We start from the raw sequence: 25,025 nt of genomic DNA, 5'->3' as shown, positions 1-25,025 counted from the left end.
GGAGTACGACGTGGCCCCGCGACCACTCCCCCGCATTCTGAGCAGCGGCAGCGCGCAGCTCGCGCGCAGCCGAGAGATCGCGCGGTCGGCCGCCGACAGCGCCACCGACGTGCTCCACCCGCTGATCACGGTCTCCCGCGGTCTGCGGAAACTGGCCGCCGCCGCGCGCGCCAAGTGGGCCGCGACCCCCAAGGAACGGCGCGGTCCCACGCTGTTCCTGGTCGCGGCCTGCGTCCTGGTCGTCGCCCTCGTGCCGTACGGGCCGCTGCTCGCGCTCGTCGCGCTCATGGGCGCCGCCGCGTGGAAGGGGCGTGAGAAACCGGTCGTGAAGACCGGCCCCGACGAGGCGGAGGCGGCCCGGCTCAAGGGCCTGTACGAGGCCCTGGTGCCGTACTTCTCCGTCCCCGAGGACCCCGAGCCGCTCTTCGCCCACGGCGGCGACTGGGCCGGGGCCTTCGGCGACCACGCCTTCGACGACGACGGCCGCCTCACGCGGCTGCGCATCTCCTACCCGCCCTACTTCACCGACGGCGAGCCCGCCTCCCGCGCCCGGATCGAGCAGCTGCTCCACGCCAAGTCGGGACGCGGCCGCGAGTACCTCTTCGACTGGGACGAGGAGGGCAACCGGCTCGTCATGCACGTGCTGCCCGCCCTCCCGACCACCATCGCCGCCCAGCGCTTCGTCACCGCCCCGGGCGAGACCGTGCTCGGCTTCACCGACGCCGACGCCGTGCAGCGGACCGTCCCGGTCGTCTCCGCCGACGGCTCCGAGGACGCCCCGGCCGTCGTCTGGCGCACCGGCCCCCGCTCCACCGAGCCGCACCTGCTCGTCGTCGGACAGCCCGGCAGCGGCACCACCTCCCTGCTGCGCTCGCTCGCGCTCCAGGCCCTGGCGCACGGCGACGTGCTCATCGTGGACGGGGCGGGCGCCGGCGAGTACGCCTGCCTGGTCGGCCGCGACGGCGTCCTCGGTGTCGAGAGCGAGCTGCCGGGAGCCCTGGAGAGCCTGGAATGGGCCTCCCACGAGACCGAGCGGCGGCTGATCTCCGCCAACCGCGCCCGGCAGGCCGGCCACCCGGCCCCGGCGGACACCCGCCGCCCGCTGTGGATCCTCCTCGACCGCCCCGGCGCGCTGGGCCACCTGGCCGCCGCCGAGGGCCGCCCCGACCCCCAGGAACTGCTCCAGGTGCCGCTGCGGCACGGCCGGGCGGCGCAGGTGACGGTGGTGGTGGCGGAGCAGTTCGACACGGCCGACGCCCTCCACGAGGGGGTACGCGCGCACACCCGCGCCCGCGTGGTGCTCGGCCCCGGCTCCCCCGAGCAGATCGCCGCGGTGCTGGGCGCCGCGCCGCACACCACCCCGACCCCGCAGGTGCCGCCGGGCCGCGGCTACGCCCGGCTCGGCGCCGGCCCGGTCCTGCGGCTCCAGGTGCCGGCCACGCCCGACCCGTACGACGACGCCGTCGGCGACACCGACCGGCAGGCCGTCCTCGACCTGCTGCCGGAGCGGCGGGCGGCCGCCACGGTGGCGCTGGAGAAGGTCCCGGAGGCGGCGGCCGAGCCGACCCCCGGCCCCTTCCCCCTGCACACCCCGGTCCCGGCGGAGGGCTGACGCCCCGGCTCCGGCCCCGCGGACGGCGAAGGCCGGTACGGACCTCGGGTCCGTACCGGCCTTCGCCGTCCGCACGCGCGCGTGGGCACGCCGATCGGGGGCGGGCCCCGCACGGGTGGCCCGCCGTCCGCGTCGGCCCCCGGAGGCCCGGGGGCGGGTACGTCCGGGTCTCACGCCACGAACGTCCGGAGCGGGCACGTCCGGGTCACGCCACGAACGTCCGGGGCGCCTCCGCTCCCCCGCCGAGACCGGACTCCACCAGCCGGGCGGCGGCGGCGAGCCGGGACGCGGCCTCCTCGGCGACCGGGCCGCCGACCGTGAACGGAAGCCGGATGTACCCCTCGAAGGCGCCGTCGACGCCGAAGCGGGGGCCCGAGGGCACCCGGACGCCGACCCGCTCGCCCGCCTCGGCCAGCCGGGAACCGGAGAGCCCGCCGGTGCGCACCCAGAGCGTCAGACCGCCCCGCGGCACCTCGAACTCCCACTCCGGCAGCTCCCTGCGGACCGCGGCGACGAGCGCGTCCCGGTTCTCCCGCGCCTGGGCCCGGCGCAGGGCGACCGCCTCCTCCCAGCCGCCGGTGCGCATCAGCCAGTTGACGCCGAGCTGCTCCAGGACCGGGGTGCCGAGGTCGGCGTAGGCGCGGGCGGCGACCAGGGAGCGGATGACGTCCGGCGCGGCGCGGACCCAGCCGATCCGCATCCCGGCCCAGAACGCCTTGCTGGCCGAGCCGACGGTGAGGACCGTGGAGCCGGCCGGGTCGAAGGCGCAGACCGGCCGGGGCATCCGCACGTCGTCGTCGAGGTGCAGCTCGGTCATGGTCTCGTCGACGACCAGGACCGTGCCGGCCGCGCGGGCGGCCTCCACGAGCCCCCGCCGCTGGTCCTCGTCGGCCAGGGCGCCGGTCGGGTTGTGGAAGTCGGCGACGACGTACGCGAGGCGGGGCGCGGCGTCGCGCAGCACCTGGCGCCAGCGGCCGAGGTCCCAGCTGCCGAGCCCCTCGGACATGGCGACGGGGACCAGCCGGGCGCCGGCCTCCCGCATGAGCTGGAGGATGTTGGCGTACGAGGGCGACTCGACGGCGATCCGCTCGCCGCGCCCGGCGAAGAGGTGGCAGATGGCGTCGATGGCGCCCATCGCGCCGGTGGTGACCATGATCTGCTCGGGCATGGTCGGGATGCCGCGGGCGGTGTAGCGCTCGGCGAGCGTGGCGCGCAGCGCGGGCAACCCGGCGGGGTAGTCGCCGTGGGTGTGCGCGTACGGCGGCAGCTCCTCCAGGGCGCCCTGGACGCTGCGGGTCAGCCAGGGCTCGGGCGCGGGGAGGGCCGCGCAGCCGAGGTCGATGAGGGAGCCGAGGGTCTCCGGGGGCAGCGGTTCGAGGCCGCGCGCGGGCAGCGGGTTGCCGGCCGGGACGGCGGTCCAGCTGCCGGCCCCGCGCCGGGACTCCAGGAAGCCCTCCGTGCGCAGCGCCTCGTAGGCGGCGGCCACGGTCGTGCGGCTGACGGTGAGCGACAGGGCGAGCTCGCGCTCGGCGGGCAGCCGGGCGGCGACCGGCACCCGGCCCTCCAGGACGAGCAGCCGGATGCCGTCGGCCAGGGCCCGGTAGGCGGGCGGCTTCCGCGCGCCGGGGCCCGCCGGGCGGGGCTGCTGCGCCTGGAGCTGCCGCGCGAGCTGGGCGGCCCCGACGGCCGAAGTCCACTGAGCCATGGAAATCAGTCCACCTTCCTCGAATTGGCCATGGTTGGCTTCCGTTCTCCCGCCACAGAGTGGCATGAGTCGGTCCACCGTCACCACACCGGGCCGCGTTCCACACCCGTCACCACCCCAGGGGGGCACGTCCATGTCCATCGCCTCCGGCACTCGCGGCCGGCATCTGACCCGTCGGCTGGTCCAGCTCTACGTCGGCCTGACGCTGTACGGGATCAGCTCGGCGCTGCTGGTCCTGGCGGGGCTGGGCCTGGAGCCGTGGGGCGTGCTGCACCAGGGCCTGGCCGAGCGCACGGGGCTGACGATCGGGGTGGTGTCGATCGTCGTCGGCGCGGTCGTGCTGCTGCTGTGGATCCCGATCCGGCAGCGCCCGGGCCTCGGCACGGTCTCGAACGTGTTCGTGATCGGCCTGGCGATGGACGGCACGCTGGCGCTGGTCCCGGAGATCCACGGCCTGCCCGCCCGGATCGCGCTCCTGGCCCTGGGCATCGTGCTGAACGGCGTGGCCACCGGCCTGTACATCGCCGCCCGTTTCGGCCCCGGTCCGCGGGACGGCCTGATGACCGGGCTGCACCGGCTCACGGGCCGGTCGATCCGGCTGACCCGGACCCTGATCGAGATCGCGGTCGTCACCACCGGCTTCCTCCTCGGGGGATCCGTCGGCGTCGGCACGGTCCTCTACGCGCTGTCGATCGGCCCGCTCGCCCAGTTCTTCCTCCGTTTCTTCGCCGTCCCCGAGGCCACGGCCGACGCCGCCCCCGAGGCCACGGCCGGCGCCGCCCCGGAGCCCGCGGCCGACGCCGCCCCCGGGGCCACGGCCGTCGGCGCGCCCGTCGCCACCCCGGGGCCGGGCGCCGTCGACGCCGCCGTCGTCCCCGCGTCACCGGAAGGCGCCATACTGCGGCGGTGACTCGCGTACGCCACCCCTATCTCGACCACCCGCTCCCGCTGCCCTTCGCCCACCGGGGCGGCACGGCGGACGGCCTGGAGAACACCGCGGCCGCCTTCCGCCGGGCCGCCGCGGCGGGCTACCGCTACTTCGAGACCGACGTGCACACCACCGCCGACGGGGTGCTAGTCGCCTTCCACGACGCGACCCTGGACCGGGTGACGGACACCGGGGGCCGGATCCGCGACCTGCCGTGGGCGGCGGTTCGGGAGGCCCGGGTGGCGGGCAAGGAGCCGCTGCCGCTCTTCGAGGACCTGCTCCAGGAGTTCCCCGAGGCCCGCTGGAACGTCGACCTCAAGACCGAGTCGGCGCTGGTCCCGCTGGTGGACCTGATCTCCCGCACCGACGCCTGGGACCGGGTCCTGGTCAGCTCCTTCACGGAGGCACGGGTGGCGCGGGCGCAGCGGCTCGCGGGCCCCCGCCTGGCGACCTCGTACGGCGCCACCGGGGTCGCGGCGCTGCGGATGCGCTCGCTGGGGATCCCCGCCCCGCTGCGGGCCGGGGCCGTGGCGGCGCAGGTCCCGGAGACGCAGGGCGGGATCCGGGTCGTGGACCGTCGTTTCGTCCGGGCGGCGCACGCGCGCGGGCTCCAGGTGCACGTGTGGACCGTGAACGATCCGGGGCGCATGGAGTCTCTCCTCGACCTGGGGGTGGATGGCATCATGACCGATCATCTGGAGACGCTGCGCGAGGTCCTCACCGCCCGCGGGGCATGGACCTGAGGCCGAGCGGGCGTCCCGGGTACGGGGACGAGCGAGGGGGGCGTGCGGCCGTGACCGCCGAGACGACCGGTCCTGAGGGGCCCATCACCGATCCGGCCGAGCGCGGACGGGAGCAGCGCGGCTGGTACTTCTACGACTTCGCCTGCTCCGTCTACTCGACCAGCGTCGTGACCGTGTTCCTGGGGCCGTACCTGAACTCGGTGGCCGAGACGGCCGCCGGGGGCGAGGACGGGACGCTGTACCCGCTCGGCATCCCCGTGGCGCCGGGTTCGCTCTTCCCCTACACGGTGTCCTTCTCGCTGGTGGTGGCCATCATCGCGATGCCGCTGGTGAGCGCGGCCGCGGACCGCTGGGGCCGCAAGAAGCCGCTGCTCGCGGCGGCGGCGTACCTCGGCGCGGGCGCGACGACCGGGATGTTCTTCCTGGAGGGCACCCGCTATCTGCTGGGCGCCTTCCTGCTGGTCGTGGCGAACGCCTCCTTCGCCGTGGCGATGATGCTCTACAACGCCTATCTGCCGCAGATCGCCGACCCGGACGAGCGGGACCGGGTCTCCTCGCGGGGCTGGGCCTTCGGCTACACCTCCGGCGCCCTCGTCCTGGTGCTCAACCTCGTCCTGTACTCCGGGCACGCCTCGTTCGGCCTGGAGGAGGGCGAGGCGGTCCGGATCTGCCTGGCCTCGGCGGGCCTGTGGTGGGGCGCCTTCGCGGTGATCCCGCTGCGGCGGCTGCGCGACCGGCGGCTGCCGGCCCCGACCGGCGGCGCGCACCGGCCGGCCGGCGGCGGAGCGGTCGGCGCGGGGTGGCGGCAGCTGCGGTCGACGATCAAGGACATGCGCCGGCACCCGCTGACGCTGGCCTTCCTGCTCGCCTACCTCGTCTACAACGACGGGGTCCAGACGGTGATCTCGCAGGCGGCGATCTTCGGCGAGAAGGAGCTGGGCCTGGAGAAGACCACGCTCATCACGGCGGTGCTGCTCGTGCAGGTGCTGGCGGTGGCGGGCGCCCTGCTGATGGCCCGGTTCGCCCGGACGTACGGCGCCAAGCGGACGATCCTGGGCGCGCTCGTGGTGTGGACGGTCATCCTCCTGGCCGGGTACCTGCTGCCGGCCGGGGCCCCGGTCTTCTTCTTCTGCCTGGCGGCGGCCATCGGCCTCGTGATGGGCGGCACCCAGGCGCTGTCCCGCTCGCTCTTCTCCCACCTGGTGCCGGAGGGCAAGGAGGCGGAGTACTTCTCGGCGTACGAACTGAGCGACCGCGGGCTGAGCTGGCTGGGTCCGCTGATGTTCGGGCTCGTGTACCAGCTGACGGACAGCTATCGAGCTGCCATCATCTCTCTCGTGATCTTCTTCGTGGCCGGATTCGCGCTGCTCGCGCGGGTCCCCGTGCGGGAGGCCGTGAGGAAGGCGGGGAATGTCGTACCCGAACGAATTTAGACGCGGAAGTGAAAGGCCGGTAGTGTACGCGTTTGGCCTGCCAGGCGGACCGTTACTGCGTGCTGCTTTAGTGAAGACGCCGAGTCACATCTGCCGCCAGATGTGACAAATCGGTCACTGGTGGGTACAACAAGGGGCGGCACGACGGGCGACGCATTACCCGGAACGGGAATCTTTCTCGCCGACCGGACGTTGACCGGATGACGACGACAGCGACACCTGTCCTGTGGGCGACAAGCCCGGGAGGCACGATTCATGAGTGAGCGAGCTCTTCGCGGCACGCGCCTCGTGGTGACCAGCTACGAGACCGACCGCGGCATCGATCTGGCCCCGCGCCAGGCCGTGGAGTACGCATGCGAGAAGGGCCATCGTTTTGAGATGCCCTTCTCGGTGGAGGCGGAGATTCCGCCGGAGTGGGAATGCAAGGTCTGCGGAATCCAGGCTCTCCTGGTGGACGGCGACGGACCCGAGGAGAAGAAGGGCAAGCCGGCGCGTACGCACTGGGACATGCTCATGGAGCGGCGTACCCGTGAGGAGCTGGAGGAGGTCCTCGCCGAGAGGCTGGCCGTCCTGCGCTCCGGCGCCATGAACATCGCGGTGCATCCGCGCGACAGCCGCAAGTCCGCCTGACGGACGGCCCGGCACGAGCAACGCCGAGGGGCCCGGTACACGATCCGTGTACCGGGCCCCTCGGCGTTCTCGCGCCTCCGGCGGCCGGGCCCGCGCGTCCGAGGACGGAGTGCGCGGGCCCGTACGTCGTCGGCTCAGGGGGTCAGCGGCGGGCGCTGCCCGCCGGCGGGGCCGTACGGGCCCTGGGGGGCGTCGTCGCGGATGACCTCGCCCTGGACCACCTTCCCGTCCGGGCGGTGGATACGGGCCTGCTGGAAGGCGTCCTGGAGGCTTCCGGGGGACGCGGCGGCCATCCGGCGCTCGACGGCCCTCTCCGCGGTCCGGCCGAGGGCCGTGCGGACCTGGGGCACGAGGAGCAGCAGGCCGGCGACGTCCGAGATCAGACCGGGGATCATCAGGAGCAGCCCGCCCAGCATCAGGAAGCCGTTGCGGTCCTCGGCGCCCTTGCGGTCGGCCGCGTCCGGGACCGTGCCGCTCTGCGCGGCGGCCTGGGCCTGCTGGAAGGTGGAGGTGAGGTTGGCGAAGGCCCGGCGGCCGGCCCGCTTGATCACCGCCGCGCCGAGGACGGCGCCGCCGATCAGGAGGAGCAGGACGGTCAGCCCGCCGGCCGCGTTCGCCACGACGGTCAGCAGCCAGATCTCCAGGACCAGCCAGGCGGCGAGGCCCAGCGGGAGGAAGGTGCGCGCCCGGGAGCGCTTCGGGGCGAGAGGGGGCGGTGCGCCTGTCGTCATGCCCCCCAGTGTGCCTGGGCCGCCGCCGGAACGGCGTAAAGGAGAGATCAGCCCCCGGAGCGGGGCTCCGGGGGCCGGACGGGAGGGGGGACGGGTGCCGGGGTCAGGAGCGCTTGCGGCCGCCCAGGGCCTTGGAGAGCTTCTCGGCGCGGGCGGACACGCCCCAGCCGGTGACCCGCCAGAGCGCCTCGACGACGATGTTCCGGCTCATCTTGGAGTCGCCGATCTCGCGCTCGACGAAGGTGATGGGCACCTCGACGACGTGGAAGCCGGTGGCGACGGCGCGGCGGGCGAGGTCGACCTGGAAGCAGTAGCCGGCCGAGGCGACGTCCTCCAGGCCGAGGCCCAGCAGGGTCTCCTTGCGGAAGGCCCGGTAGCCGCCGGTGACGTCCCGGATCGGGACGTCGAGCATGAGGCGCGAGTACAGGCTGCCGCCGCGCGAGATGAACTCGCGGGACTTCGGCCAGTTCACGATCCGGCCGCCCGGCACCCAGCGGGAGCCCAGGACGAGGTCGGCGCCCTTGAGCGCGGTGAGCAGCCGGGGCAGCTCCTCCGGCTGGTGGGAGCCGTCGGCGTCCATCTCGACGAGGACGTCGTAGCCGTTCTCCATGCCCCAGGCGAAGCCCGCCAGGTAGGCGGCGCCCAGCCCTTCCTTGCCCTTGCGGTGGAGGACGTGGACGTGGTCGTCGTCGGCGGCGATCTCGTCGGCGAACTTGCCCGTGCCGTCCGGGCTGTTGTCGTCGGCGACCAGCACGTGGGCCTCCGGCACCGCCTCCCGTACACGCGAGACGATCGGCCTGATGTTGTCCGCCTCGTTGTAGGTCGGAATGATCACCAGCACGTCGCCGAGCGGGCCGTAACGCCTCTGGCCACCGTCGTTCACTACTGCCCCTTCGGATTCTGACATGGACCCCCACCTTAGCGAGGTCCCTGGAGTATCCCTGTGGCGTGGGTGGTGTGAGACCGGCGACGTGATCGCGGAGCGGGGCGCGCCGGGCGGGGCGGGGGAAGCCGTACGGCGCCGCGCGCGCGGGCGGGGGTGCCGTGCGGCGCCGGGAGGAGGGGGCGTGCGGCCGCCGGGAGAGGGGGCCGGGCGGGACCGGGAGAGGGGGCCCTGCGGGGCCGGAGGGGACGGGGTGCGGTGCGGGGCCCGACGTCCTTCGGTCCGACCCGGGACCCGCCGGCTGCGGATCGGCACGAGGCCGTTGTCTACTGAACGTCCGGGCCCCACCCGGGTCGCACCTTCCGCCGGAGAAACCTTCCCTCGCGGCCGAGGCGCGGGCGGCGGTCGGCGTCTGCGAGGAGGTGCGGTCCGGTCGGACGTCCTGTGGTGGACGCGGGAGAACCTACCGGGCCATGGCGGTCGGCTGTCAACACCCGTTTGACCTGCGGGGTTCCCGAGAAACCGCAGGCGGGGCGGGAAGATCCGCAGGTCGGGAACGAACCCGTGGTGCGTACATCCGGGTGGCCGTCAACGGCACATCACTCGTTCGGTCGTACGAAAACCGTCTGTCCGTGCACCACCGTCCGGAGGCAGACGGGGAGCTCGACCCCCGGGGACAGATCGGGCAGACCGGGCGTTCCGGAGCGCGGGTCGGTGGACCAGCGGGCCACCCGGTCGTCGGGCGCCTGGACGACCAGGTCGCCGGTCCGCCAGATCGCGTAGTCGGCGGGGGCGCCGGGCACCAGGGTGCCCGCGTCGTCCCGGCCGACCGCGCGCCAGCCGCCGCGGGTGTGGGCGGTGAAGGCGGCGCGGACCGAGACCCGGTGCTCGGGGGTGTGGTGGAAGGCGGCGGCCCGGACGGTCCCCCAGGGGTCGAGCGGGGTGACCGGGCTGTCCGAGCCGAAGGCGAGCGGCACGCCGGCCCTCAGCAGCGCCGCGTACGGGTTGAGGGTGCGGGCCCGCTCGGCGCCGAGGCGCTCGGCGTACATGCCGTCCTCGCCGCCCCACAGGGCGTCGAAGGCGGGCTGCACGGAGGCGGTGAGGCCCAGCTCGGCGAAGGCGGCGACGGTCTCCGCGGTGAGCATCTCGGCGTGCTCGACGCGGTGCCGGGCGGCCCGGATCCGGGCCAGGCCGAGCTTCTCGGCGGCGGCGCGGACGCCGTCGACGACGGCCGTGACGGCGGCGTCGCCGATGGCGTGGAAGCCGGCCTGGAGGCCCGTCTCGGTGCAGGCCACGACGTGGGCGGCGATCGCGGCGGCGTCCAGGTGGGCGGAGCCGGAGTGGCCGGCGGAGTCCGCGTACGGCTCGTGGAGGCAGGCGGTGTGCGAGCCGAGGGAGCCGTCGGCGAAGAGGTCGCCGGCCGCGCCGAGGGCGCCGAGCGCGCGGGCCCGCTCGACGTCGAGGTCGGCCCAGTAGCCCACCACCCGGGGGCCGGGCTCGCCGCGGGCGAGGTCCAGCAGGCCGGTGAAGTCGTCCTCGGAGGAGATCTGCGGCCCGCCGCACTCGTGGAGGGTGCCGATGCCCAGGGAGGCGGCGTGGGCGCGGGCGGCGCGCTGGGCCTCGGTGCGCTGGAGCGGGGAGACGGCGGCGAAGGCGGCGGCCCGGACGGCGTGGTGGGCGTCGCCGGTGAGCGGGGCGCGCCCGTCGTGGAAGCCGTCCAGGTCCCGTACGCCGGGCACGAGGTCGAGCAGCGCGGTGGTGACGACGGCCGAGTGGACGTCGATCCGGGTGAGGTAGAGCGGGCGGCCGCCGGTGAGGTCGTCCAGCTCCTCGCGGGTGAGCGGGCGCCGCTCGGGCCAGCGGGAGGCGTCCCAGCCGTGCCCGATGAGGATGCGGTCCCCGGGGCGGGCGGCGGCGTGGGCACGGATGAGCTCCGCCGCCTCGGCGAGCGAGGCGGCGGCGGACAGGTCGAGGCCGGTGAGCGCGAAGCCGGTGGCCGTGGTGTGGACGTGGGCGTCCACGAAGGCCGGGGTGACGAGCGCACCCTCCAGGTCGATCACCTCGTCCACGCCGGCGGCGAAGGCGTCGGCGGCGCCTTCCTCCCCCACCCAGGCGATGTGACCGCGCTCCACCACCATGGCGGTGGCGAAGGGGTCGGCGGGGCTGTGGACTTCTCCACCGCGCAGGAGCACGGTGCGGTGTTCGCCGGAGTTCAGGGTGTCGCTCATGCGACCAGGCTAAATGCGCGGGGGCCTGGCTTCGTACGGGGTGGACAGGACGACGGTGGTGCGGCTGGAGACGTGCGCCTGGGAGCGGATGCGGCTGAGCAGGTGCTCCAGCTCCAGCGGGGTGGCCACCCGGACCTTGAGGATGTAGTTCTCGTCACCGGCGACGCTGTGGCACGCCTCGATCTCGGGGATGTCGGCGAGCCGGTCGGGGGTGTCGTCGGGGGCGCTGGGGTCGAAGGGTTTGACCGAGATGAAGGCGGTCAGCGGCAGGCCCACCGCCTCGGGGTCGACGACGGCGGCATAGCCGCGGATGACACCGCGCTGCTCCAGCCGGCGGACGCGCTGATGCACGGCCGACGTGGACAGGCCCGTGGCCTTGCCCAGGTCGGTGTAGCTCATGCGCCCGTCCTTGACGAGCAACTCCACGATCTGACGATCCAGCTCCTCCATGCGCCGACCCTATTGCGCGGAGGGGTCCCGGGCCCAGCCGGGAGCGGGTCTTATCGGCCGCTATGGGCGATCACGCGGCACCTGCGACAGGCATGTGACGAACGCCACAGGTTTGCGCCGGGCATCGCCGGCCGGCTCACGGTTATGCGGAGTCCCGCATGGGAAGGGCTTGCTGTGGTTCGGCCGCACAGTATCGACCGACCGGTCCGAGGGGGAGATTCTCCATGCAGGAGCCCGTTGATTCCGTCGACACGTCCGACGAGTTCGACGCGTACGACACCTTTGAGATGTTCCGGGTCATCTGCCCGGAGTGCGATCAGCCGATCGCCCTGCTCGCCGACGAGGACGCGCTGCCCGAGCACGCGCTGTGCCCGTCGCCGTGGAACCCCTTCACGCTCACGGTCTGTGCCGGCACCGGCCGTTCCGCGGACGAGGCGGTCTCCGCCGACGACGGCGTCGGGGTCCAGGAGCAGGACACCGCGCTGCTCCTGACGCTCCCCCAGGGCCTCGACTGGCGGAAGCAGCCCTTCTCGCACATCGGCGGCCCGGGCTCGCGGCCGATCCGCGCGGCGCAGCTGCGCCGCGCGGCCTGAGCCGGGCTACTCCTCGCCGGTCCAGTAGTCGCCGCGCACCATCGCCGCGAGGGTGGCGTGGTGCAGGATGAGCCGGTCGGGGTCCGCGGGGACCTCGACCTCACCGAAGTACGCCTGGCGGTACGCGATCCGCAGCATCACGATCGCGTGCCGCAGCGCGGCGTACAGGGTGTGGAACTCCATCGCGCGCGGCACGTGCCCGGTGAGTTCGGCGTACCTCCGCTCGATCGCCCCGCGGCGCAGGAAGCCCGGCAGGCCCGGCTGGCCGAAGCCCACGGTGAGGTCCTGGAAGAAGCGGTGGAGGTAGACGGTCCAGCCGAGGTCGACCTCGCGGGGCGCGCAGGCCGCCATCTCCCAGTCGAGGACGGCGGCGGGGGCGAAGCCGTCGTAGACGATGTTGCCGATGCGGGCGTCGCCCCAGCAGAGCACCGCCGGCCCCTCGTCGTCCGGCCACAGCTCCTCCAGGCGCGCGAAGGCCGCCTCGATGAGCGGTGAGGGCGCGAGCCCCTCCACCACCCAGGCGTAGTAGGCGCGTTGGGCGTCGACGTGGCGGCGCAGCGCGCTCCCCTCGCCCTCCGGGAGCAGGAACTCGGCCTCCTTCGCCGGGAACTGGTCGTGCAGCCGGGCCAGGACCGCCACCGACTCCTCCTCCAGCGTGGCGCGTTGGGCGTCGGTGGCGCCGTGCAACCAGTTCCCCTCGTACGTGTAGGGCATGACGTCCGGCGGGACGCGCCCCTCGGCGCGGGCCATCACGAAGAAGGGGGCGCCGAGCGGTCCCGGGTCCTCCTCCAGCCACATGACCCGGGGGACGGGCACGTCGGTGTGCTCGGCGACGAGCCCCATCACCCGGTGCTGGCGGGCCATGTCGTACACGGGGAAGACCGTGTACGCGGCGGGGTCGGCGGCCAGCCGCAGGGCGCAGCCCCGGACGGGGGCGTCCGGGTGCTCCAGGTCGAAGAGCAGCGTCTCGCTGGACATCCCGTTGGAACCGGGAACGGCGAGCCCGGAGACCCGGGCCCCGGGAAGCCTGCGGTCGAGCCAGGCGGTCAGCCGGGCGGCCAGCTCCTCGGGGTCGCGGGTGGTGGTGCGGGGACGGGGGGCGGTGGCCATGCGGGTCTCCCTCTCTGCTGGGGCTCGGGTGCGCCTCCGGGGCGAGGGCGCGGAGCACCCGGACGCCGGACGCCCGGACGCCGGACGCCCGGACGCCGGACGCCGGGATGCCGGGATGCCGGGCTCGCGGGTGCGGCCGCGTTCGGCCGGGCCGGTTCCGTTTCGCCTGGTCCGCCCGGCCGCGCGCGGCCGGGTCCCTGTCCCCGGTGCGCCGCCCCGGCCCACACGCCGGTGCGGGGGCCGGAGGCGCGGAGGTGGCTCAGGGCGCGGTGGAGGTGAAGTCGGCGAAGCCGCTGGGGTCGTGGCGGCCGAAGGAGCCGTGCTCGAAGATGCCGTAGCCGGTGCGGCCGTCGAGGGTGAAGCGGGCGGAGTGGTCGGTGACGCCGTAGCCGGCCAGGGGATGGGCGGTCGGGTCGGAGAGGTCGTAGACCCGCCGGTCGGTCCAGTCGCGGCCCTGCCAGGTGCCGTGCTGCCAGTCGCCGGCGGGCGGGTAGCCGGCGCCGACGGCGAGCGGGGACGACGCGAGGACCTCGACGCCGATCTCCAGGGGCTTGCCGGTGGGGTCGGTGAGGTGCACGACGGCGCTCTCGGGGTGGCGGGTGCCGGACCGGTACGCGATCTCGGTGCGGGGCCAGCCAAGTTGGGCGTCCCGGTGGCCTTCGCGGACGAGCTGCGCCTGGTTGAGGGTGCGGTAGCCGTCGGCGTCCTCCTGCGCGACGACCATCACGAAGCGGTCGTCGAAGCGCATGGGGATCCAGAGCCAGTGGAAGCCCTCGGGCCGCGTCTCGGCGGCGCGGCCGGGCTCCTCGCCGGGGATCGGGCGGACTCCCCAGCTGCGGTCACGGGTCCCGGTCCACTCCCCCGCCGTGACGTCGAACCGCTCACCGCCCGCGGTGACGGTGCCCGCGCAGCGACCGGCCTGGACGAAGCGGCGCCCTTCGAGGGTCAGCCGGCCGCCCGTGCGCTGGAGGTGGTGCGGCTCCCAGAGCGTCGGGAAGTCCCCGGTCCAGGTGAGGTCGAAGGAGAGCCCGTCGGGGTCGGCCGGATCGGCGGCGCAGCTCAGCGTGAAGCGGCGCAGCGGTTCGTCGACGGTGATCCGCAGCGGGCCGACCTCCAGGCGCGTCCGGTCGTCGCCGAGCGCGTCGGAGGCCCGGACCGCGTGCAGCCGGTCGCCGGTGCGCAGGGTGGCGTAGGCGTCGATCACCCCGGTGTTGGGATAGACGCCGAGGCCGGCGATGAGCAGGGCCCGTCCGGCGTGGTCGAAGACGTGGAAGATGCAGCGGTCGTAGGCGTTCCGGTCCCCGCTGATGTGGTGCTTCATCGACAGCGGAGCCTGGTGCACGGGGTATTCGTCGAGCGCGACGGGCCGGTCGTCGTCCACGGCTGACCTCCTGGTCCTCGAAGAGGATCTGACGGTACGTCAGACATCACGGCGAGGACCAGAGTCGTGCGAGGGGCGCCCGCCCGGGGCAGGGTGGGCGCCGACTTCCCCTCGGGGGCGATGCCGGGAGCAGGGGGCGGGGCGCTCGGGCGGTGGCGGACGGGGCGTGGCGGGGCGGCGCGGGGCGGTACGGGGCGGTACGGGACGGCGGACGTCGAGGCCGGGGCCGGGGGCAGGCCAGGCCAAGGCGGGAGCTGGGGCGCGAGGTGGGTGCGGGGTGAGGGCCGGACCGCCAGGCAGGCCACGGGTCGGGCGCGGACGAGTACGGGTACGGGTACGGGTACGGGTACGCACCACGTTCAAAGCGGTGAGCCATGCCCGAAGCGGTGAGCCGCTTTCGAAGCGCGAGTCGGGTCGGGGCCACGCCGGGTAAGGGGGGAACTTTCGCTCGAATCCGTCGGGGGGTGACCCGGCGGGGGCGGGACGCGTTGGTTCGGGCATGACCACGCTGTACTCCACACCCAGCGGAGTCGGTCGGCATCGGCAGACCGAACCGAGCGGTGAAGAATCGGTTCTTCACCGGATTCCGGAGGCGCCGGGCCCGCCCGGCCCCTCCCCCGACGGCGCCGCTCCGGTGCCGGTGCCCGTGCCGGGACCGGCTCCGGCACCCCTTCCCCCCCGGGCCCTGGCTCCGGCACCCCCTCCCCCGCAGGCCGCGGCACCCGTACCGCTCCCTCCGCAGGCTCCGGCACCGCTTCCCGGGCAGGTCCCGGGGCCGGGTCCGGAACGGGTTTCCGTGCCCGCGCCGCTCCCGGAGCCCACGGCCGTCGGGCCCGTGCCCACCCTGATCGCGGCTCCCGTCCCCGTACAGGTCCATCCCGACCCGCCGATCTACCAGGCGCTGTACGCGCTCTGGGCCAGCCAGGGGCGCGCCCTGCCCGGGCGTCGGGACGCGGAGTGGACGCGGCTCGCCGCGGGGCCGGTCTGGGCCGACCGGACGGTCCGGGTCAGCGGGGTGCTGGTCGGGCCGGGCGAAGCGACCTGACCGCCCGCCGACGGGTCACATCAGGCCCGCGCGGGTGACCAGGACGGCGAGCAGGACGACGAGGGTCCAGCCGAGGACGTGCTCCAGGAGCTCGGGGCCCCGGTCGTCCTGGGGGCCGCCCGTGCGGGTGCGCGCGAACAGACGGCCGGCGAGGGTGGTGGTGGCGCTCATGGCCACCACCATGGGGCACCCCGACGCCCCCGTACAGAGACGTCCCTCACACCCGCCGCCCGCACCGGCAGCGCTCAGAGCACCCCGACCGCCTGAAGCGCCTTGCGCTGCGCGGGAGTCGGCCGGTCGGGGAAGTACAAGTAGCAGACCCCGCCTGTGCCGGACACCACTTTCCCGCTCGCGTTGTACCGCTTGGTCCGCAGCCAGATGTTCTCCCACTCGCGGCGGAGGTAGACGCGGCGGACGGCCTCGTTGGTCGGGGAGGCGGGGTCGTTGGCGATCACGTCGCCTTCGGGGGTGAAGCCGATCACGGTCATCAGGTGGCCCGAGGTGCCGTAGCCGGCGCCGGTCAGCTCCTCCTTGCGGAAGGACTGGGACGTTATGGCCGGGATGCCGGCGCGGATCAGGGTCTCCAGGTCGGTGAGGGAGCGGAGGCGGGTGACGACGGCGTTGAGGTCGGGGTAGGCGGAGGCGTAGGCGGCGTTGAAGGGCCAGTTGCCGCAGCCCGCGTACTGGAAGTCGTAGGTGAAGCGGGCCGCGTGGCAGACCTGCGGGTCGGCGAAGGCGGGGTCCACCCAGGCCAGGTCGGCGGCGGACGGCTCGCGCCCCCAGTACTCGACGATCATCTGCGAGGAGGTCGGGCTGCACCACGCCTCGCCGCCGTTGTCGTACTCCGGGTACTGGCCGACGTGGGTGTTCTGCGAGTAGCGGGGCACGGCCAGCTCGCGGGCGAGGCCGGGCGCGGACGCCGGGACGGTGAAGCGGTCCGGGACGTCCGAGGCCATCGCGCCGACCCGCCAGACCGTGGGGGTGAGGGTGGTGCCGGGGCGCCGGTAGAGGGTGAGGCGCAGGCGGTACGAGGCGAGCCGGAGCCCGCTCGCCGGGTCGTCGACCGCGAAGGTGTCGGTCCAGACGCTGCTCCGGCCGTCGCTCTGGTCGTCGACCGAGGTGCGCCTGATGTCGGTGTCGCCGGAGGCCCAGCGGCCCATCACGAACCACGGGGTGCCGGTGCCGTCGGAGTACGTGCCGGACAGCTCGACCTGGAGCCAGGTGCCGGCCGGGGTGCGGGCGTTCCAGGAGGCGATCGCCTCGGTGGCCGGCACCTCCGGGGTGTGCGCGGGCGAGGTCCAGCGGGCGTACTCCCAGGCCGAGGTCCGCCCGGTGTGCGGGTCGGTGTAGTCGGTACGGCCCAGGGGGGCGTCCAGGACCAGGCCGGGGCGGCGCCCGGCGACGGCCCGGGTGCCCTCGGCGTGGCCGGTCCGCCAGTCGGTGTAGGTGGACCAGAAGCGGTTGGCGACGCCCCCCGGAGCACCCACCGGAGCCCCGCCCGGGGCGGGATCCGGCGCCGGCTCCGGCACGGCCGGACGGTCGGAGGCGGTGGCGGCCTCCGCCGCGGCCGTGCCCGCGGCGGCCGCGAGCGCTGCGGCGAGGACGGTCCGGCGTGAGGCTGATCCGGGCATGGCGAGGACCTCCGGTCGAGGACGGAGACGGCGATCGGGCGGGGCGGCGCGGGCCCACTATCCCGGCTCGGCCGGGCCTCCGCCAGCACTTCGGCCCGCGTCGCCGCCGGCGTCATGGGTATGGACCACTGACGGTGGCACCTCGCTGACCTGCGCGGGCACCCCTCACCTACCCTGGGCCGCATGGACGACCTCGACCGCGCCGCCCGCGCGCTGCGCCGGCTGCCGCCCTCGCTCGGACCGGTCCGCCTTGTCGCCGTCGACGGCCACGCCGGCTCCGGGAAGTCCACGCTCGCCCGCCGGCTCGCCGCCGCGCTCGGCGGCGCGCCCGTGCTGCGGCTCGACGACCTCGCCACCCACGAGGAGCTCTTCGCCTGGACCGCCCGGCTGCGCTCCCAGGTCCTGGAGCCGCTGGAGCGGGGCGCGACCGCCCGCTACCGGCCGTACGACTGGGACCTGCGACGCTTCGGGCCCGCCCGGGAGCTGCCCCCGGCGCCCGTGGTGCTGGTGGAGGGGGTGGGATCCGGGCGGCGGAAGCTGCGGCCGCACCTCGCGTGGCTGCTGTGGATGGAGCGGCCGGCCGCGGCGTCCTGGGAGCGGGGGCGGCACCGGGACGGACCGGAACAGGCCGCGTTCTGGGACGGTTGGGTCGTGGCGGAGACTCGCCATTTCGCCGAGGACCCGTCGCGGCCCTTCGCCGACACCCTGGTACGGGAGCGGGACGAGGGGTACGACTGGCTTCCCGGGCCCGCTGTGACAGCGGGCCCGGACCAGATCATCACCCACCGTGACGGCGTGATGGCGGCGGACTGAGTCCCCGGAATTCCGCTTCCGCAAGTCCTCCGAGGGCGCTTGACCCCGGGGGCGTACAGGTCTTACGTTCTCAATGTGCGGCTTTTCGACAGCCGCCGCAGACACGAAGCCCCCGGTTGTTCCCCCGTGATCGGGGGCTTCGTTCTGCCCTTCGCGGCCCCCTCCGGGCCCCCCTCGACCTCTCGCGCTCACCCAGGGTCACCGCTTCCGGATCTTGCGCTTCTCCTTAAGCGCACCACCCCTGCGCAGGTACGATGCCCCCAGGTGCGGTCAAATCCCGTCCATACGCCGACGGTTGTGGGGGACCCGATGGACATCGGCACGCAGGGCGCGCAGGCCCCCGCCGAACTCGCCTGGCTGCGCGGAGTGGACGCCTACACCATGGGCGCCTATCCGCAGGCCGAGGAGGAGTTCCGGGCCGCGGTGCGGAGCGATCCCGGCATGGCGGACGCCTGGCTGGGGCTGCACGCGCTCCGGGTGGACACCACCACCGCGCTGCTCCGCATGTACCGCAACCGCGAGCGCTTCGGCGAGCAGCGCGCCCGCCACCGGCGCACGCTCAACTCCTGGTACTGGCTCGGCTGGTGGGTGCAGCCGGTGCTGGAGAGCCCGCGCGACCTGCTGCTCGCGCACGCCTCCCACTGGCTCGACGGGCGGCACGTGCCGGAGCTGGACCGGGCCCTCGCCGAGCTCCCGCCGGTCGACACCGACCCGCAGGTCCGCTTCCTGCACGCCTGCCGCTCCTACCTGGTCAAGGACTGGGACCAGCTCGTCCGGCACACCGAGCCGCTCGTCGACGACCCGCTGCTGGGCATCGAGGCCGGCCTCTTCGGCGGCATGGCCCGGGTGCGCCTGGAGATGTACGGGCAGGCCGAGCCGCTGCTGTCGGCGGCCCTGATGCGCTGCCGCAGCGAACAGCCCCAGCGCAAGGAGCTGCGCTACTGGCTCGCCCGGGCCCACGAGGGCACCGGCCGCAGCGCCGCCGCCCTCCCGCTGTACCGCGCGGTGCACCGGGTCGACCCGGCGTTCATGGACACCGCCGCCCGGCTCGCCGCCATCGCCGAGTACGACGGCTTCGACGGGCTCGACGGCATGGACGAGCAGGCCGGACTCGCCGCCGTCGTCCTCGGCACGGTGGGCAGCGGCACCGGCCCGGACGGCACGGACACCGCCGCCGGCCCCGAGACCGAGCCCGCCTCCCCCGGCGGCGACGGGCTGCGCCGCTCCCCCGACCCGGTGCCGCCCGCCGCGCCGTCCGCGCCCCCGGAGGTCGTACGGCACAGCTCGCCGGTGCCCGCGCAGCCCGGGCCGCCGCGCTTCCCCGCCGGACCGACGGATCCCGTACGGCTCGCGGAGGCCCTCGCCGAGCTGGAGGGCATGGTCGGGCTCGAACCCGTGAAGCGGCAGGTCAAGGCGCTGTCGGCGCAGCTGGAGATGGCCCGGCTGCGGGCCGGTCAGGGGCTGCCGGTGCAGCCGCCGAAGCGGCACTTCGTCTTCTCGGGGCCGTCCGGCACCGGCAAGACCACGGTGGCCCGGATCCTGGGCCGGGTCTTCTACGCGCTCGGACTGCTCGGCGGCGACCATCTGGTGGAGGCCCAACGGGCCGACCTGGTGGGCGAGTTCCTCGGCCAGACGGCGGTGAAGGCGAACGAGCTGATCGACTCGGCGGTCGGCGGGGTGCTCTTCGTCGACGAGGCGTACGCGCTCTCCAACTCCGGCTACAGCAAGGGCGACGCCTACGGCGACGAGGCCCTCCAGGTGCTGCTGAAACGGGCCGAGGACAACCGGGACCACCTCGTGGTCATCCTGGCCGGCTACCCGGAGGGCATGGACCGGCTGCTCGCCGCCAACCCCGGGCTCTCCTCCCGCTTCACCACCCGGGTCGACTTCCCGTCCTACCGGCCGCTCGAACTGACCGCGATCGGCGAGGTGCTGGCCGCCGCGAACGGCGACGGCTGGGACGAGGAGGCCCTGGACGAGCTGCGCTCGATCAGCGGCCACGTGGTCGAGCAGGGCTGGATCGACGAGCTGGGCAACGGCCGCTTCCTGCGCACCCTGTACGAGAAGTCCTGCGCCTACCGGGACCTCCGGCTCTCCGGCTACCCCGGCACGCTCACCCGCGAGGACCTGGCCACCCTGCGGCTCGGGGACCTCATGCAGGCGTACGGGGAGGTGCTGTCGGGCCGCGGTCCGGCGGACCGCGGCCCCCAGCAGGAACCGCCCTTCTGACCCGCTAGGCGACGGGCGCCGGGGCGGGGTTCAGCCGGTGCGCGGGGTCGCGGACCTCGCCCACCAGCGTCTCCAGGACGTCCTCCAGGGCGACCAGGCCGAGGACCCGGCCGGAGGCGTCGGCGACCTGCGCGAGGTGGGTCGCCGCCCGGCGCATCACGGTGAGGGCGTCGTCCAGCGGCAGCTCGGCGCGGAGCGTCGCCATCGGGCGCCACAGCTGCCGCGGCACCGCCCGCTCCCGCTCCTCCAGGTCCAGCACGTCCTTGACGTGCACGAAGCCGAGGAAGACGGCCTGCCGGCCCTCGGCGCGGACCGGGAAACGGGAGTAGCCGGTCCGCACCGTCAGCTCCTCGATCTCCCGGGGGGTGACCGACGGCGGGACGGTGACGAGCGCCGCGGCCGGGATGAGGACGTCGATGACCGGGCGGCTGCCCAGCTCCAGGGCGTCCTCCAGGCGCTCCTGCTCGGCCGGGTCGAGGAATCCGGCCTGGCCGGCGTCCTCGACGAGCCGGCCGAGCTGGGCGCTGGTGAAGACGGCCTCCACCTCGTCCTTCGGCTCGACCTTGAAGGCCCGCAGGACCAGGGCCGAGCAGGCGCCCAGGGCGGCCGTCACCGGACGGCAGAGCCGGGCGAAGCCGACCAGGGCGGGGGCGAGCCAGAGCGCGGTCCGCTCGGGCGCCGCCATCGCCAGGTTCTTCGGGACCATCTCGCCGATGACGAGGTGGAGGAAGACGACCACGGCGAGGGCGATCACATAGCCGAGCGGGTGGATGAGACCGGCCGGCACCCCGACGGCGTGGAAGGCCGGTTCGAGGAGGTGGGCGACGGTCGGTTCGGCGACCGCGCCGAGCGTCAACGAGCAGACGGTGATGCCGAACTGGGCGGCGGCCATCATCCGCGGCAGGTTCTCCAGGCCGTAGAGGACCTGTTTGGCGCGGGCACCGCCGAGCGGCTCGATCTGGCTGCGGCGGACGGAGACGAGCGCGAACTCGGCGCCGACGAAGAAGCCGTTGGCCAGGACCAGCAGGAGGGCGAGGAGGAGTTGCAGGGTGTTCATCGGGCCGCCTCCGCCATCGGCACCGGGGCGGTGCGCACGATCCGGACCCGCTCGGCCCGGAAGCGGTCGACGCGCCGGACCGAGAGCCGCCAGCCGGGGAGTTCGGCCCGGTCACCGGGGGCCGGGATCCGGCCGAGGAGGTCGGCGACGAGCCCGGCGACCGTCTCGTACGGGCCGTCGGGCACGTCGAGTCCTATCCGGCGCAGCGTGTGGACCCGGCAGGAGCCGTCGGCCTCCCAGGCCGGGCGGCCGTCCTCGGCCGGCGCGGCGGCCAGTTCGGGGCCGGCCCCGGCGGCGGGGTCGTGCTCGTCGCGGACCTCGCCGACCAGTTCCTCGACGATGTCCTCCAGGGTGACCACGCCGGCCGTGCCGCCGTACTCGTCGACGACGACGGCGATCGGCTGCTCGCGGCGCAGCCGCTCCAGCAGGGCCTGGACCGGCAGCGACTCGGGGACCAGGAGCGGCGGGACGGCGATCCGGCCGACGGAGGTCCGCGGGCGGGCGTCGGGGGCGACGGCGAGCGCGTCCTTGAGGTGGACCATGCCCACGACCTCGTCGATGCGGTCCCGGTAGACGGGGAAGCGCGAGAGGCCGGTGGCGCGGGTGAGGTTGAGGACGTCGGCCGCGGTGGCGTCCCACTGGAGGGCGCTGACCTTCACGCGCGGGGTCATGACCTGCTCGGCGGTGAGGCCGGCCAGGGACAGGGTCCGTACGAAGAGGTCGGCGGTGTCCTGTTCGAGGGCGCCGGCGCGGGCCGAGTGCCGGGCGAGGGATTCCAGCTCGCCCGGGGTGCGGACCGAGTCCAGCTCCTCGGTGGGCTCGACGCCCAGGGCGCGGACCAGTCCGTTGGCCACCCGGTTGAGCAGGGCGATCACCGGCCGGAAGGCGGCGGAGAAGCGGCGCTGCGGGGCGGCGACGAAGCGGGCGACCTGGAGCGGCCGGGAGACCGCCCAGTTCTTGGGGACCAGCTCGCCGACGACCATCTGCACGGCCGAGGCGAGCAGCATGCCGATCACCACGGCGACCCCGGAGACGGCGCCCGGGGGGAGCCCGGTGGCGGTCAGCGGGGCGTGCAGCAGGCCGGCGAGCGCGGGCTCGGCGAGCATGCCGACGATCAGCGAGGTGAGGGTGATGCCGAGCTGGGTGCCGGAGAGCTGGAAGGACAGCTCGCGCAGCGCCGAGACGACGGTGCGGGCGCGCCGGTCACCGGCGGCCGCGGCCCGCTCGGCCTCGGCGCGCTCGACGGTCACCAGACCGAACTCGGCGGCGACGAAGAAGCCGTTGGCGAGGATCAGGAGGAAGGCTGCCAGAAGGGGCAGCAGAGAGACGATCATGCCGCCGCCTCGTGGGGAGAGGGGGCGGCGCGGGTACTACCGGACGATCCGTCCATTGCCGGAGGGAGTCACTCCTCGGGTCGAAGGGTGGCCTCGCCGGCCGCCGGCGGCGGCCCTGCACGCGCGAGGCGGTGGTGCGCTCGGCACCACCGCCTCAAGAGTAGTCACGCGGGGGCCCCGTACGGCAGGGGGGACGCCCCGGATGGGGGACGGGCCGGGCTTCTCCCGGTCCTCGGCCCGGGGGCCGGCCCCTGGCCCGCGTCGGGGTTCAGGCCGTCTCGGACCCGGTGCCGCGGCTGTCCGCGAGGGCCCGCAGGGCGCGGGCGTCCCTGATGGCGGACTCCTTGGCGATGCCCGGCTGGATGCCGAGGGCCGGCAGGCTGGTGCCGTCGCTGAGGTCGAGGAAGACCCACGGGTCGCCGGGACGCAGGTTGACGCGGAGGATCTCCGCCCAGGCGAGGCGCCGGGTGCGGGTGATGTTGACGACCGTGACGCCCTCGCTGTCGGCGACGACCTTCGGGCGGCTCAGCAGCACCAGGACGGCGAGGAAGAGCGCGGCGGTGAAGACGAAGCTGGCCCGCTCCCCCGGTCCGAGCCGCTCCAGCATCAGCGCCACCGCGGTGATCGCCGCGAACATGACGACGCCCACGGTCAGCAGGACGGCGCGGGTGCGGCCCGGCCGGAAGGTGACCGGGAGGGCGGGCGTGAGCGACTCGGACATCGGGGTTCCTCGGTGCCAGGAGTGGTGCGGCAGGGTTCAGAGACGGCAGGCGTGGATCGCGGTGGTGAGGATCGCGCGGGCGCCCAGCTCGTACAGGTCGTCCATGATCCGCTGCGCGTCCTTGGCGGGGACCATCGCGCGGACGGCGACCCAGCCCTCGTTGTGCAGCGGGGAGACGGTCGGCGACTCCAGGCCCGGGGTGAGGGCGACGGCCTGCTCCAGGTGCTCGGCGCGGCAGTCGTAGTCCATCATCACGTAGCTGCGGGCGACGAGGACGCCCTGGAGGCGGCGCAGGAACTGCTGGACCTGCGGGTGGTCGGTCTCGGCGCCGTGGCGGCGGATCACGATCGCCTCGGACTTGAGGATCGGCTCGCCGATGACCTCCAGGCCGGCGTTGCGCAGGCTGGTGCCGGTCTCGACGACGTCGGCGATGATCTGGGCGACGCCCAGCTGGATCGCGGTCTCGACGGCGCCGTCGAGGTGCACGACGGAGGCGTCGATCCCCTGGTCCGCGAGGTGCTTGGCGACGATGCCCTCGTAGGAGGTGGCGATCGTCATCCCGCCGAAGTCCTCCGGGCCCTTGGCGGTGCCCGGGCGGGTGGCGTAGCGGAAGGTGGAGCGGCCGAAGTTCAGCGCCAGGATCTCCTCGGCGCTGGCGCCGGAGTCGAGGAGCAGGTCCCGGCCGGTGATGCCGATGTCCAGCTTCCCGGACGCCACGTAGATGGCGATGTCCTTCGGCCGCAGGTAGAAGAACTCGACCTCGTTGTCGGGGTCGATGACCACCAGTTCCTTGGACTCCTTGCGCTGGCGGTAGCCGGCCTCATGGAGCATGGCCGACGCAGGTCCGGAGAGGGAACCCTTGTTCGGGACGGCGATGCGCAGCATGGGGTGAGCTTCCTTCGGCTGGGAGTGGTGGGAGAACGGTGGGGTGGGTGCTCAGAGGTGGGCGTAGACGTCGTCGAGCGAGATCCCGCGCGCGACCATCATCACCTGGACGTGGTACAGCAGCTGCGAGATCTCCTCGGCGGCCGCTTCCTTGCCCTCGTACTCGGCGGCCATCCAGACCTCGGCGGCCTCCTCGACGACCTTCTTGCCGATGGCATGGACGCCCTTGCCGACCAGCTCGGCGGTGCGGGAGGTGCTGGGGTCGCCGTTGGCGGCCTTGAGCTGGAGCTCGACGAAGAGCTCTTCGAAGGTTTTGTTCGCCATGATGTCCTTAGGGTACGGCTTCGTCGGGGGGCTCCGTCCCCGGGGTTCACTCCGTGGACTTGCGCCAGGGCTCGCTGACCGTGCGGAGGATGGTGGCGGTGGCGACGGCGGCGGTGACCGCTTCGTGCCCCTTATCCTCGTTCGATCCCTCCAGGCCGGCGCGGTCCAGCGCCTGCTCCTCGTTGTCGCAGGTCAGTACGCCGAAGCCGACGGGCACGCCGGTGTCGATGGAGACCTGGACCAGGCCCTGGGTGACCCCCTGGCACACGTACTCGAAGTGGGGGGTGCCGCCGCGGATGACCACGCCGAGGGCGACGATCGCGTCGTAGCCGCGCTCCGCGAGCACCTTGGCCACGACGGGCAGTTCGAAGCTGCCGGGGACGCGCAGCAGCGTCGGCTCGTCGATGCCCAGCTCGCCGAGGGCGCGCAGGGCGCCGTCCACGAGACCGTCCATGATCTTCTCGTGCCACTGCGCCGCGATGACCGCGACCCGGAGGTCGCCGCAGTTCTTCACGCTGAGGACGGGTGCGCCCTTGCCGCTCATGTCTCTCCTAGCCGG

General features: G+C 74.3%; 24 protein-coding genes. 9 read left to right on the top strand and 15 right to left on the bottom strand.

Translation table 11 applies throughout. From position 1 onward, the window contains the following. Positions 1 to 10: 10 nt before the first annotated feature. The gene (locus IE321_RS10765; protein ID WP_190222630.1) at positions 11 to 1,612 is read left to right on the top strand and encodes a hypothetical protein; all 1,602 of its coding nucleotides are present in this window, start codon (positions 11 to 13) and stop codon (positions 1,610 to 1,612) included. 205 nt (positions 1,613 to 1,817) lie between these two features. On the opposite strand, the gene IE321_RS10760 is transcribed toward IE321_RS10765, so the two are convergent. Further along, on the bottom strand, positions 1,818 to 3,317 hold the full coding sequence (locus IE321_RS10760; protein WP_043223611.1) for an SCO1417 family PLP biosynthesis transcription factor: 1,500 nt from the start codon (positions 3,315 to 3,317) through the stop codon (positions 1,818 to 1,820). 133 nt (positions 3,318 to 3,450) lie between these two features. Here IE321_RS10760 and yczE point away from each other — a divergent pair, with 133 nt between their 5' ends. The 4 genes from yczE (at position 3,451) to IE321_RS10740 (ending at position 7,051) form a co-directional block, all read left to right on the top strand. Continuing rightward, positions 3,451 to 4,227, top strand: a complete 777-nt coding sequence (yczE, locus tag IE321_RS10755) for a membrane protein YczE (protein WP_229916368.1) — start codon at positions 3,451 to 3,453, stop codon at positions 4,225 to 4,227. Continuing rightward, positions 4,224 to 4,988, top strand: a complete 765-nt coding sequence (locus tag IE321_RS10750; RefSeq protein ID WP_043223612.1) for a glycerophosphodiester phosphodiesterase family protein — start codon at positions 4,224 to 4,226, stop codon at positions 4,986 to 4,988. Before yczE ends, IE321_RS10750 begins: the two co-directional genes overlap by 4 nt. A gap of 50 nt (positions 4,989 to 5,038) precedes the next feature. Continuing rightward, the gene (locus IE321_RS10745) at positions 5,039 to 6,421 is read left to right on the top strand and encodes an MFS transporter (protein WP_226651780.1); all 1,383 of its coding nucleotides are present in this window, start codon (positions 5,039 to 5,041) and stop codon (positions 6,419 to 6,421) included. Between the two features lie 255 nt (positions 6,422 to 6,676). Beyond that, positions 6,677 to 7,051 carry an RNA polymerase-binding protein RbpA gene (locus tag IE321_RS10740; protein WP_015032218.1) on the top strand — a complete coding sequence of 125 codons (375 nt, stop codon included), beginning with the start codon at positions 6,677 to 6,679 and terminating at the stop codon, positions 7,049 to 7,051. Positions 7,052 to 7,185: 134 nt separating this feature from the next. Here the strand turns inward: IE321_RS10740 and fxsA are convergent, their stop codons facing one another. The 4 genes from fxsA to IE321_RS10720 all read right to left on the bottom strand — a co-directional run bounded on the left by fxsA (position 7,186) and on the right by IE321_RS10720 (position 11,343). Then, positions 7,186 to 7,782 (bottom strand): FxsA family membrane protein, encoded by a 597-nt coding sequence (gene fxsA / locus IE321_RS10735; protein ID WP_190222628.1) that lies wholly within the window; start codon positions 7,780 to 7,782, stop codon positions 7,186 to 7,188. A gap of 103 nt (positions 7,783 to 7,885) precedes the next feature. Then, a complete protein-coding gene (locus IE321_RS10730; RefSeq protein ID WP_190222627.1) occupies positions 7,886 to 8,689 on the bottom strand; it encodes a polyprenol monophosphomannose synthase in 804 nt (267 codons plus the stop codon). A 575-nt stretch (positions 8,690 to 9,264) separates the two neighbouring features. Further along, positions 9,265 to 10,893 (bottom strand): amidohydrolase, encoded by a 1,629-nt coding sequence (locus tag IE321_RS10725; protein WP_190222626.1) that lies wholly within the window; start codon positions 10,891 to 10,893, stop codon positions 9,265 to 9,267. 9 nt (positions 10,894 to 10,902) lie between these two features. Continuing rightward, on the bottom strand, positions 10,903 to 11,343 hold the full coding sequence (locus IE321_RS10720; protein ID WP_030493658.1) for an Lrp/AsnC family transcriptional regulator: 441 nt from the start codon (positions 11,341 to 11,343) through the stop codon (positions 10,903 to 10,905). Between the two features lie 224 nt (positions 11,344 to 11,567). Between IE321_RS10720 and IE321_RS10715 the strand changes: the two genes are divergently transcribed. Further along, complete coding sequence (locus IE321_RS10715; RefSeq protein WP_043223620.1) at positions 11,568 to 11,936, top strand: hypothetical protein; 369 nt, start codon at positions 11,568 to 11,570, stop codon at positions 11,934 to 11,936. A 6-nt stretch (positions 11,937 to 11,942) separates the two neighbouring features. On the opposite strand, the gene IE321_RS10710 is transcribed toward IE321_RS10715, so the two are convergent. Next, positions 11,943 to 13,046 (bottom strand): phosphotransferase family protein, encoded by a 1,104-nt coding sequence (locus IE321_RS10710; RefSeq protein WP_190222625.1) that lies wholly within the window; start codon positions 13,044 to 13,046, stop codon positions 11,943 to 11,945. A gap of 259 nt (positions 13,047 to 13,305) precedes the next feature. After that, positions 13,306 to 14,427 carry an Rv3169 family protein gene (locus tag IE321_RS10705; protein ID WP_190222624.1) on the bottom strand — a complete coding sequence of 374 codons (1,122 nt, stop codon included), beginning with the start codon at positions 14,425 to 14,427 and terminating at the stop codon, positions 13,306 to 13,308. Between the two features lie 796 nt (positions 14,428 to 15,223). Here IE321_RS10705 and IE321_RS10700 point away from each other — a divergent pair. Next, the gene (locus IE321_RS10700; protein ID WP_226651921.1) at positions 15,224 to 15,472 is read left to right on the top strand and encodes a hypothetical protein; all 249 of its coding nucleotides are present in this window, start codon (positions 15,224 to 15,226) and stop codon (positions 15,470 to 15,472) included. Positions 15,473 to 15,487: 15 nt separating this feature from the next. Here IE321_RS10700 and IE321_RS10695 read toward each other — a convergent pair whose 3' ends face one another. Both IE321_RS10695 and IE321_RS10690 read right to left on the bottom strand, forming a co-directional pair. Continuing rightward, a complete protein-coding gene (locus IE321_RS10695; RefSeq protein WP_226651779.1) occupies positions 15,488 to 15,643 on the bottom strand; it encodes an SCO1431 family membrane protein in 156 nt (51 codons plus the stop codon). 74 nt (positions 15,644 to 15,717) lie between these two features. Next, positions 15,718 to 17,103: a C39 family peptidase gene (locus IE321_RS10690; RefSeq protein ID WP_190222623.1), complete on the bottom strand. Its 1,386-nt coding sequence runs from the start codon at positions 17,101 to 17,103 to the stop codon at positions 15,718 to 15,720. Between the two features lie 183 nt (positions 17,104 to 17,286). Between IE321_RS10690 and IE321_RS10685 the strand changes: the two genes are divergently transcribed. Together IE321_RS10685 and IE321_RS10680 are read left to right on the top strand one after the other, a co-directional pair. Next, entirely contained in the window at positions 17,287 to 17,916 is a 630-nt protein-coding gene (locus IE321_RS10685; RefSeq protein WP_190222622.1) for a uridine kinase family protein, read from the top strand. Positions 17,917 to 18,225: 309 nt separating this feature from the next. Further along, the gene (locus tag IE321_RS10680; RefSeq protein ID WP_190222621.1) at positions 18,226 to 20,145 is read left to right on the top strand and encodes an AAA family ATPase; all 1,920 of its coding nucleotides are present in this window, start codon (positions 18,226 to 18,228) and stop codon (positions 20,143 to 20,145) included. Between the two features lie 4 nt (positions 20,146 to 20,149). On the opposite strand, the gene IE321_RS10675 is transcribed toward IE321_RS10680, so the two are convergent. The 6 genes from IE321_RS10675 to ribH all read right to left on the bottom strand — a co-directional run bounded on the left by IE321_RS10675 (position 20,150) and on the right by ribH (position 25,010). Next, the gene (locus IE321_RS10675; RefSeq protein ID WP_190222620.1) at positions 20,150 to 21,202 is read right to left on the bottom strand and encodes a hemolysin family protein; all 1,053 of its coding nucleotides are present in this window, start codon (positions 21,200 to 21,202) and stop codon (positions 20,150 to 20,152) included. Continuing rightward, positions 21,199 to 22,536 carry a hemolysin family protein gene (locus IE321_RS10670; RefSeq protein WP_043223635.1) on the bottom strand — a complete coding sequence of 446 codons (1,338 nt, stop codon included), beginning with the start codon at positions 22,534 to 22,536 and terminating at the stop codon, positions 21,199 to 21,201. The genes IE321_RS10675 and IE321_RS10670 overlap by 4 nt, the downstream gene beginning before the upstream one ends. Before the next feature lie 268 nt (positions 22,537 to 22,804). Then, complete coding sequence (locus IE321_RS10665; protein ID WP_043223637.1) at positions 22,805 to 23,257, bottom strand: PH domain-containing protein; 453 nt, start codon at positions 23,255 to 23,257, stop codon at positions 22,805 to 22,807. A 36-nt stretch (positions 23,258 to 23,293) separates the two neighbouring features. Beyond that, a complete protein-coding gene (gene hisG / locus IE321_RS10660) occupies positions 23,294 to 24,142 on the bottom strand; it encodes an ATP phosphoribosyltransferase (protein ID WP_043223639.1) in 849 nt (282 codons plus the stop codon). A gap of 51 nt (positions 24,143 to 24,193) precedes the next feature. Beyond that, the gene (locus IE321_RS10655) at positions 24,194 to 24,466 is read right to left on the bottom strand and encodes a phosphoribosyl-ATP diphosphatase (RefSeq protein ID WP_043223641.1); all 273 of its coding nucleotides are present in this window, start codon (positions 24,464 to 24,466) and stop codon (positions 24,194 to 24,196) included. 46 nt (positions 24,467 to 24,512) lie between these two features. Then, positions 24,513 to 25,010 (bottom strand): 6,7-dimethyl-8-ribityllumazine synthase, encoded by a 498-nt coding sequence (gene ribH / locus IE321_RS10650; RefSeq protein WP_043223643.1) that lies wholly within the window; start codon positions 25,008 to 25,010, stop codon positions 24,513 to 24,515. Positions 25,011 to 25,025 lie beyond the last annotated feature (15 nt).

The organism is Streptomyces hydrogenans, assembly GCF_014656075.1.
Lineage (GTDB): Bacteria > Actinomycetota > Actinomycetes > Streptomycetales > Streptomycetaceae > Streptomyces > Streptomyces hydrogenans.
This window is presented reverse-complemented; position numbering and strand designations above follow the sequence as displayed.